Annotated in this window: 9 protein-coding genes; 5 read left to right on the forward strand and 4 right to left on the reverse strand. The window is 59.4% G+C overall.

Features of this window, described 5'->3' with window-relative positions; translation table 11 throughout:
• Window positions 1–91: 91 nt before the first annotated feature.
• Window positions 92–855 (reverse strand): IS5 family transposase gene (locus tag OBACDRAFT_RS26830; RefSeq protein ID WP_088179262.1). Its coding sequence is split into 2 segments (ribosomal slippage): window positions 92–483 and window positions 483–855, totalling 765 coding nucleotides; the frame shifts between segments, so codons are not numbered across the junction.
• A 185-nt stretch (window positions 856–1040) separates the two neighbouring features.
• Here OBACDRAFT_RS26830 and OBACDRAFT_RS16845 point away from each other — a divergent pair.
• The 3 genes from OBACDRAFT_RS16845 (at window position 1041) to accC (ending at window position 3891) form a co-directional block, all read left to right on the forward strand.
• Window positions 1041–1544, forward strand: coding sequence for a thioredoxin family protein (locus OBACDRAFT_RS16845; protein WP_052362165.1), 504 nt, complete (start codon window positions 1041–1043; stop codon window positions 1542–1544).
• Window positions 1545–1906: 362 nt separating this feature from the next.
• The gene (gene accB / locus OBACDRAFT_RS16850) at window positions 1907–2404 is read left to right on the forward strand and encodes an acetyl-CoA carboxylase biotin carboxyl carrier protein (RefSeq protein ID WP_043587640.1); all 498 of its coding nucleotides are present in this window, start codon (window positions 1907–1909) and stop codon (window positions 2402–2404) included.
• Between the two features lie 122 nt (window positions 2405–2526).
• Complete coding sequence (gene accC, locus OBACDRAFT_RS16855; RefSeq protein ID WP_043587642.1) at window positions 2527–3891, forward strand: acetyl-CoA carboxylase biotin carboxylase subunit; 1365 nt, start codon at window positions 2527–2529, stop codon at window positions 3889–3891.
• A gap of 31 nt (window positions 3892–3922) precedes the next feature.
• Here the strand turns inward: accC and OBACDRAFT_RS16860 are convergent, their stop codons facing one another.
• Window positions 3923–4732, reverse strand: coding sequence for an HAD family acid phosphatase (locus OBACDRAFT_RS16860; protein WP_125068189.1), 810 nt, complete (start codon window positions 4730–4732; stop codon window positions 3923–3925).
• 103 nt (window positions 4733–4835) lie between these two features.
• Window positions 4836–6281, reverse strand: coding sequence for an amino acid permease (locus OBACDRAFT_RS16865; RefSeq protein ID WP_043587644.1), 1446 nt, complete (start codon window positions 6279–6281; stop codon window positions 4836–4838).
• 141 nt (window positions 6282–6422) lie between these two features.
• On the opposite strand from OBACDRAFT_RS16865, the gene OBACDRAFT_RS16870 reads away from it, so the two are divergent.
• A complete protein-coding gene (locus OBACDRAFT_RS16870) occupies window positions 6423–6740 on the forward strand; it encodes a HesB/IscA family protein (RefSeq protein ID WP_043587646.1) in 318 nt (105 codons plus the stop codon).
• Window positions 6741–6779: 39 nt separating this feature from the next.
• On the opposite strand, the gene OBACDRAFT_RS16875 is transcribed toward OBACDRAFT_RS16870, so the two are convergent.
• Entirely contained in the window at window positions 6780–7454 is a 675-nt protein-coding gene (locus OBACDRAFT_RS16875) for an HAD-IC family P-type ATPase (protein WP_332835129.1), read from the reverse strand.
• Here OBACDRAFT_RS16875 and OBACDRAFT_RS16880 point away from each other — a divergent pair.
• Window positions 7385–7908 (forward strand): metal-dependent transcriptional regulator (locus OBACDRAFT_RS16880; RefSeq protein WP_332835128.1); only part of this gene is annotated, 524 nt, incomplete at its 3' end. The genes OBACDRAFT_RS16875 and OBACDRAFT_RS16880 overlap by 70 nt on opposite strands.

Genomic DNA, 7908 nt, shown 5'->3' on the forward strand with positions numbered 1-7908 from the left:
CTAATATTTTATTAAAAACAAAAATTCCACTTCAATTGATTGTCTTCGTTACCTTCTGTGCAATTTTTAGAACCTCCCCTAGGGCGTGTAGTCACGAGATTGAAGCCCAGAGGATGGCACACCTGAATTGGACGGCAGCGAGGAAAGAGGAGGCTCGTTTTGCGTATCGGGTTGCGATGCCGCGCCATTGCTTGAGTCGTAGGAATGCATTTTCTACCAGATGCCTGATCCGATAAAGATAAGGGTCATATTCGCGTTGTTCTATGCGATTGGTCTTTGGAGGAATCTGCGGGCAGATGCCTGCGGCCTGCGCCATTTCGATGATGGCGTTGGTGTCATATCCCTTGTCGGCGATCAGATGGTCTGCGGCAATGCCTTCAATCAACCTGCCAGCCTGTGTGCAATCAGCCGTGGAACCCGCTGTAACAATGACTCGCACCGGCATACCATGCGCATCCACGGCCAAATGTAGTTTGGTGTTTCGCCCCCTTTTGTCAGACCGATCGCCTCGTTTCCACCTCTGGCTCCCGCCGCATGCGGATGGATTTTGACATGACTGGCATCAATCATCAGCCACTCAAAATCGGGCTCGTTCATCAGTTCCGACAACAGGCGCTCCCAATGCCCCTTGTCTCTCCAGCGACAAAAACGCCTGTGCGTGTTGCTCCACCCTCCGTAATCCTCTGGAAGATCCCTCCAAGGCGCACCAGTGCGTAAAATCCACAGAACCGCGTTGAGGAACTTGCGGTTGTCCTCCGCCACCCCTCCCCACGCTCCTTTCCTTCCAGGTAGCAGCGGCTCCAGAACGCTCCAAACTCGGTCCGAAATGTCGTGACGGTGTTGATCTTTCGCCATGCTGACATTCTCCATCACAAAAAAACTCAGTCAATCTTATCTCGTGACTACACGCTCTAAAGAGATGCTATGAAAATCATTTTTCTCATGCAGAGACATCGGAGACCAATCCGCTCATTCATGGGTTGTTAATCTGACCGGGGAATTTGCCTCGGTGGAGATCGTGAGGGATTTTGGTTGTCGCCATGACATCCAAAACGTTCCTGCCGACTCTCGCATTCGCTGCTACGCTCATTGCCCTCATGGGCTGTTCCGCGAACGATAACGACAGCACCGACGACCACGCACCCGCCCAAGTCCAAGCCATCTGGCTGACGGACTACCCCGCCGCCGTCCAACAAGCCGCCGCCGAAAAAAAACGGCTGCTGCTTGATTTCACCGGCTCCGACTGGTGCCACTGGTGCATCCAACTCGACAAGGAGGTTTTTTCGCGCAAGGCGTTCGTCGATTATGCCACCCAAAACCTCGTCCTTGTGAAACTCGATTTCCCCGCCGACAAGCCGCAAAGCGACGCCCTGAAAGAGCAAAACATGACGCTTGCCCGCAAATATGAGGTCCAGGGTTTCCCAACCATCGTCGTGCTCGACTCCAGTGAAAAAGAACTCGGCATGCTCGGCTACCAGCCCGGCGGACCTAAAAAGTGGATCGAATCGCTCGAAAAACTGACCGGCCCGGCGAACAGCTTTTAGTGCCTTTAAACTCTGGAGGGCGGGTCTCCCGACCCGCCCTCCAGAACGAAAATCGCCCGCGAAAACAAAAAAATGGTAAAAACCGCTATTTCTTACCAAAAACGCCCTGTTTTCGCTAAAATCCTCCAAAAAATCGTCAAAAAATGAGAAAAATAGGGTGTTTTTAATATTTTCCAATGCCCGCTCTGGCGCACTTCGCGGCAACGCAGGACCATCGAAATTAGCTTAAAACCGGTCATTTTGATGTGATTTTGCGTTAAAATTGGTGGTTGCTTTGAAAAAAACATTACCTTTGAACGCAAATCTTCAAAAGCTGACTAACATCGTTTGTTACGTTTCGCTCAATTCAACCCAAGCCTACCTTGGACCTAAAACAAATCACCAAACTGATTGATCTGATGAAGCACTCTGATCTCACCGAATTTTCGGTCGAAGAAGAGGGTTTGAAACTCAAGATCTGTCGCTCATCCGGTTCCACTTCAGCCATCCCTTCGGGCAGCGCCGCCCCCATCCCAGTGTTATCCGTCGCGCCCGTCCAGCAACCTCCCGGAACTGCCTCCGCACCGGCGTCGGCTTCTGACGCCTTCCCTTCCGCCTCCCCGGCAACCGACGAAGCAGGCATCACTTATATCAAATCCCCCATGGTCGGCACGTTCTACCGCGCCGCCTCGCCGGAGAGCAAAGTCTTCGCCGAACCGGGCACCAAGGTCGTCGAAAACTCCGTGGTCTGCATCATCGAGGCCATGAAGATCATGAACGAAATCCAAGCCGAGACCAAGGGCACCATCATCGAAGCCCTCGTCGAAAACGGCCAGCCCGTCGAATACGGCCAGCGCCTGTTCAAAGTGAAACAGGGCTGATGACATTAACCACTAATGCACACTAATAGACACTAATCAGAAACCCTGAAGTGCCTTATTTTAAAAAAGTTAATCCATTAGTGTTCATTATTACCCATTAGTGGTTAAAACTCTCTTTTCCCATGATTCAAAAGATCCTGATCGCCAATCGCGGTGAAATCGCCCTGCGCATCGTGCGTGCCTGCCGCGAACTCGGCATCAAGACCTTGGCCGTTTACTCTGAGGCCGATGTCCAGTCGCTCCACGTCCAACTCGCCGACGAAGCCATCTGCATCGGCGGGCCGCGCGGAGCCGACAGCTACCTGCGCGCCGACCGCATCATCGCCGCCGCCGAAATCGCCAACGTGGACGCCATCCACCCCGGTTACGGTTTTTTGTCCGAAAACGCCAAATTCGCCGAGCAGTGCGAATCGTGTAACATCAAGTTCATCGGCCCCAAGTCCAAGTCCATCCAGATGATGGGCGACAAGGCCGTGGCCAAGGATACGGTGCGCAAGGCCAAGGTGCCCATCGTCCCCGGCTCCGACGGACCGATCGAAAGCGAAGCCGAGGCGATCAAACTGGCGCGCAAGATCGGCTATCCGGTCATCATCAAGGCTGTGGCGGGGGGGGGGGGGCGGGGTATGCGTATCGCCCACAATGACGTGTCGCTGGGCAAGGAGTTTAACGTTGCCCGGTCGGAAGCCGAAAAAGCCTTCGGCAACGGCTCGGTTTACGTCGAAAAATACATCGAGAAGCCGCGTCACATCGAATTTCAGATCCTGGCCGACAGCCACGGCAAGGTTGTCCACCTCGGCGAACGCGACTGCTCCGTGCAACGCCGCCACCAAAAGCTGATTGAGGAATCACCCTCGCCTTTCCTCACGCCTTCGTTGCGCAAGGAAATGGGCCGCCACGCCGTGCGCGCCGCCGAGGCGGCGAGCTACGAAAACGCGGGGACCATCGAGTTTCTGGTCGATGCCAAGGGTAAGTATTATTTCATCGAGATGAACACCCGCATTCAGGTGGAACATCCGGTGACCGAGGAAGTTACAGGCATCGACCTGATCAAGGAGCAGATCAAGGTGGCGATGGGCGAAAAGCTTTCGTTCGACCAGGGCGACATCACATTTACCAAACACGCCATCGAGTGCCGCATCAACGCCGAGGACCCGGCGCGCAATTTCGTTCCCTCGCCCGGCACCATCGGCCTTTACTACGCGCCCGGCGGACACGGCGTGCGCGTGGACAGCCATGTTTACAGCGGCTACGTGATCCCGCCCTACTACGATTCGATGATCGGCAAGCTCATCGGCTACGGTTCGAGCCGCAAAATCGCCATCGAGCGCACGTATCGGGCATTGAGCGAATATCTGGTGCGCGGCATCCGCACCACGATCCCGCTGCACAAGGCGATCATGAGCGACCCGACTTTTATCGAGGGCAAGGCGACGACGGCCTACATGGAAGAATTTTTCGCCCGCACGCCGACGGATTTGTTCATGTGAGGCGAAGCAAGCCTGGTTGCCCGGCTCGCGCTCACGGTGGCAGAGCCGGCAGCCTGAAGGCGCGTTCGATGAACGGCCCTTCGGTGTCCTCGGGTTGGTCGCCGATGGCGGCAATGATCTTGCCGCCTTCAAAAACCAGTTCGCGGCGGGCATCCGCTTTCCACAAACTCGTGTCGAGCGCGGCAAATCGCGCAGGCCGCATGACCAGCTTGGTATAACCGACATACCCGGCGGCGCGCAGATTCCGTTCCGTCGCCTCGCGCAGGTCCGGGTCGGTCCGCTCGCTGATAAAGACCACCTCCACCTTGCGCGCCAAGGCGAAGTGAAACAGATCAAGAATCGGAGCGATGACCGGAGCCGAGGCACGTTGGCGCCACGCATCGCGCGCCGCGTTACCCACTGCGTTGCCTCCTCCCGTGTCGCCGTTGCTCCATTGGAAATCGACTTCGCGCAACCCCGGAAAGTTGGAAAGCGCGGTGTCATCCACGTCGAGCACGAGAACGAGCCGTTCTCCGGCGCGTCGCGGCTGGCCCGCGCGCAGATCAATCCACGCCTTGGCCCGCGTGGCGATCTCCGTGATGTCGTGCAAATAAGCCCCGCTCTCATAATACGCGATGGCATCGCCCGGCGTGAGCGATGACGAGCGGGCGCGAGACGTGCCGTCAGAGCCACTACCGTGCCCGGTGGAGACAGCGGTGTGGCAACCCGGGCCGACGGTCAGCACGACCAGTCCGGACAAAACGAGCAATGAAACCAAGGCGGCGGTGCTCATGACTCTGGCACCGGCGGCAGCGGCGGCTTCGCAAGCGATGCCGCGATCGATGGCAGGCGATGTAGGCATGGTGTAAATCAAACAAGGTTGCCCGGTAAATTCAACTCTTCGGCTTCTGCCGCGGACTCATGCCGCGAATTACGACGCGATGCAACCATCGCGTCGCACACGCTCACTTCGCGTCTGCCAAACCGATTGCGTCCTGTTTCGACGAACGGATTTTCCAGCCAATCCAGAGCAACAGCAACCAGGGCGGAATCAAGACCACCGAGGTCCACATGCCGGCCAGCGTAGCCATGATGACGAGGATGAAACCCACGAACGCCAGACACAGGTAATTGGTGAACGGCGCTCCCCACGACGGGAAGCGCGATACATGCGCCTCGCGCTGCTTGGCTTGACGGAATTTCAGATGCGTGAAGCTGATCAACGCCCAGTTGAGCACCAAGGCAGCCACCACCAGCGCGATCAGGTATTCGAGCGCCTTGGCCGGCATCGCGTAGTTGATGAGCACGCCGATGCCCGTGCCCGCCGCAGAGACTGCAATGGCCACCACGGGCACGCCGCGCTTGTCGAGCTTGAGCATGGCGCGGGGCGCGTTGCCCTTCATTGCCAGCCCGTAAAGCATGCGGCTGTTGCAATACACACCGCTGTTATAAACGGACAGTGCCGCCGTAAGGATCACGAAATTGAGGATGTGAGCCGCGTTGGGGATATGCATCTGCTTCAGGATGAGCACGAACGGGCTCGCCCCGTAACTGTCGCCCGCCTGCCCTGCCGCCACGATGTCAGCCGCCATTTGCGTCCAAGGCTTGAGCATCAGCATCACGGCCACCGCGCCCACGTAGAAAATCAGGATGCGGAAAATCACCTGGTTGATCGCCTTCGGGATCGTCTTGTAGGGCTCGGCCGTCTCCGCCGCGCTCACGCCCACCAATTCCAGACCGCCGAAGGAAAACATTATTATCACCAACGCTATACAGAATTCCTTAAAGCCATTCGCGAAAAACCCTCCGTGCTCCCACATGTTGGACACCTTTGCCTCCGGTCCCGCCCCGCCCGAGAACAGCAGCCACCCGCCAAACACGATCATGCCGATAACCGCCAGCACCTTGATGATGGCGAACCAGAACTCGGCTTCGCCGAAGATTTTCACGTTGGCCAGATTGATCGCGTTGATCAGCACAAAGAACACCAGCACCGGTATCCACTGCGGCATGTCGGGCACCCAGTAATGGATGTATTTGGCCACCGCCGTCAGCTCCGTCATGCCCACCAGCACGTAAAGCACCCAGTAATTCCAGCCCGACATGAACCCGGCAAACCCGCTCCAATACTTGTAGGCGAAGTGGCTGAACGACCCCGCGACCGGCTCCTCCACGATCATCTCTCCGAGCTGGCGCATTATCAGGAACTCAATGATACCGCCAATCAAGTAACCGAGCATCATCGCCGGGCCAGCCAGTTTAATGACACCTGCCGAGCCGAGAAACAGCCCGGTGCCGATCGCACCGCCAAGGGCGATGAGTTGGATGTGACGGTTTTTGAGCCCGCGTTTGAGCGTGCCGTCAGCATTGTGAGTCTGGGAATTGGGTGCGGAGGAGGGAGATCCGTGCATTGCAAAATCAACACAGGAGAACGGCTGTTAATCAACATCAGATAAACCCCCGATGCGCAGTGTGTCGGACGGGGAGTGGCGCGTATCCCGCCCCTGACGCTCCGTTTGACACCCGCCGCGACCCGCGCAACTTGCCTCGTCATGATCACGCTCAGCCCGCGCGCCGCCGACCAAATCCGCCAGATGCAACGCGACAACGCCGCCACCGGCCAGCCCCTCCGCGTGCTTGTCGAGGACGGCGGTTGCTCCGGCCACCAATACGGCATGTCGTTCGACGACCCGCGTCCCGATGACACCCGCATGGAGAGCGAAGGCGTGCCAATCGTCGTTGACCCTGCCAGCCTCAAGCACCTCGACGGCACCCACATCGACTTCGACGACGGCCTCCAAGGCCGCGGCTTCGAGATCAAGAACCCCAACGCCAAAAACACCTGCGGCTGCGGCAAGTCCTTCGGCTGACCACCGCGCCCTACCGCCGCCCCCGCTCACACCCAGCCCTCAGCCCCTCTGCCATTTCTCCCCTGCGCCGCGCAACAACCGCAGCGAATTGGCAACCACCAGCAACGTCGCCCCCGTGTCCGCCAGAATCGCCAGCCACAAGCTCGCGTACCCCAGCAACGTCATTACCAAAAACACCGCCTTCAACCCCAGCGCGAACGCGATGTTAAACCGGATGATCCCCAGCGCCCGCCGTCCCATGCGCACCGCATCGGCGATTTTTCCCAGATCATCCTTCATCAACGCGATATCCGCCGTCTCGATTGCCGCGTCCGACCCCGCCGCCCCCATTGCGATAGCCACGCTCGCCGCCGCCATCGCCGGCGCGTCGTTGATCCCATCGCCCACCATGCCCACGATCCCATGACGCTCGCGCAACGCCGTAACGCCCGCCACCTTGTCCTCCGGCAACAGACCGCCCCGCGCCTCGTCGATTCCCGCCTCGCGCGCGATCGCATCGACCGTGCGCTGGTTGTCCCCGCTCAACATAACCAGCCTCCTCACGCCCGCCCCATGCAACGCCGCCACCGCCTCCCTCGCCCCGGCGCGCAACGCATCCCCCAGCGCCAGCACGCCGGCAACCCGCCCCCCCCCCGCCCTCTCCCATGCACGCCTGGCGAGACGCCGAGCGCGAAATCGTTGAAGACATCCTGCGTGCCCTCCTCGAATGCGAATACCAGCGCCACACCGCCACCGACGAACACCTCGCCGGCCTCGTCGGCACCTCGCGCGAAACCGTCCTCCTCGCCCTTGCCCGCGCTGGCGAAGCCGGACTCGTCACCACCAGCAGCACCACGTCCGTCCCCTTCCCCGTCCCCGTCCCCTTCCCCGTCCCCTTCCCCGGCTCCGCCCCGGCCATCGCCACCGAACACGGCTGGACCCTCCAGCCCGCCGGACGCGAAATCGCGCTCCTCATCATGCGCGCCCACCGCCTGGTCGAAACCCGCCTTGCCCGTGAATCCGGCCTCCAGCCCGAACGCTGGCACGCCCTCGCCCACGCCGCCGAGCACCGCCTTACGCCCGACGAAGTCAACCGCCTCGCCGACCAGCTCGACAACCCCCGCTTCGATCCCCACGGCGACCCCATCCCCACCCGCGAAGGCCGCTGGCCCGGCGCCGAAGGCCGCGC

The sequence above is a fragment of the Geminisphaera colitermitum TAV2 genome, from assembly GCF_000171235.2.
GTDB lineage: Bacteria > Verrucomicrobiota > Verrucomicrobiia > Opitutales > Opitutaceae > Geminisphaera > Geminisphaera colitermitum.

Coding starts and splice junctions, on each gene's coding strand:
- OBACDRAFT_RS16860 (WP_125068189.1), bottom strand. CDS start 4,732: ATGCCTACATCGCCTGCCATCGATCGCGGCATCGCTTGCGAAGCCGCC.
- OBACDRAFT_RS16845 (WP_052362165.1), top strand. CDS start 1,041: ATGACATCCAAAACGTTCCTGCCGACTCTCGCATTCGCTGCTACGCTC.
- OBACDRAFT_RS16865 (WP_043587644.1), bottom strand. CDS start 6,281: ATGCACGGATCTCCCTCCTCCGCACCCAATTCCCAGACTCACAATGCT.
- OBACDRAFT_RS16870 (WP_043587646.1), top strand. CDS start 6,423: ATGATCACGCTCAGCCCGCGCGCCGCCGACCAAATCCGCCAGATGCAA.
- accC (WP_043587642.1), top strand. CDS start 2,527: ATGATTCAAAAGATCCTGATCGCCAATCGCGGTGAAATCGCCCTGCGC.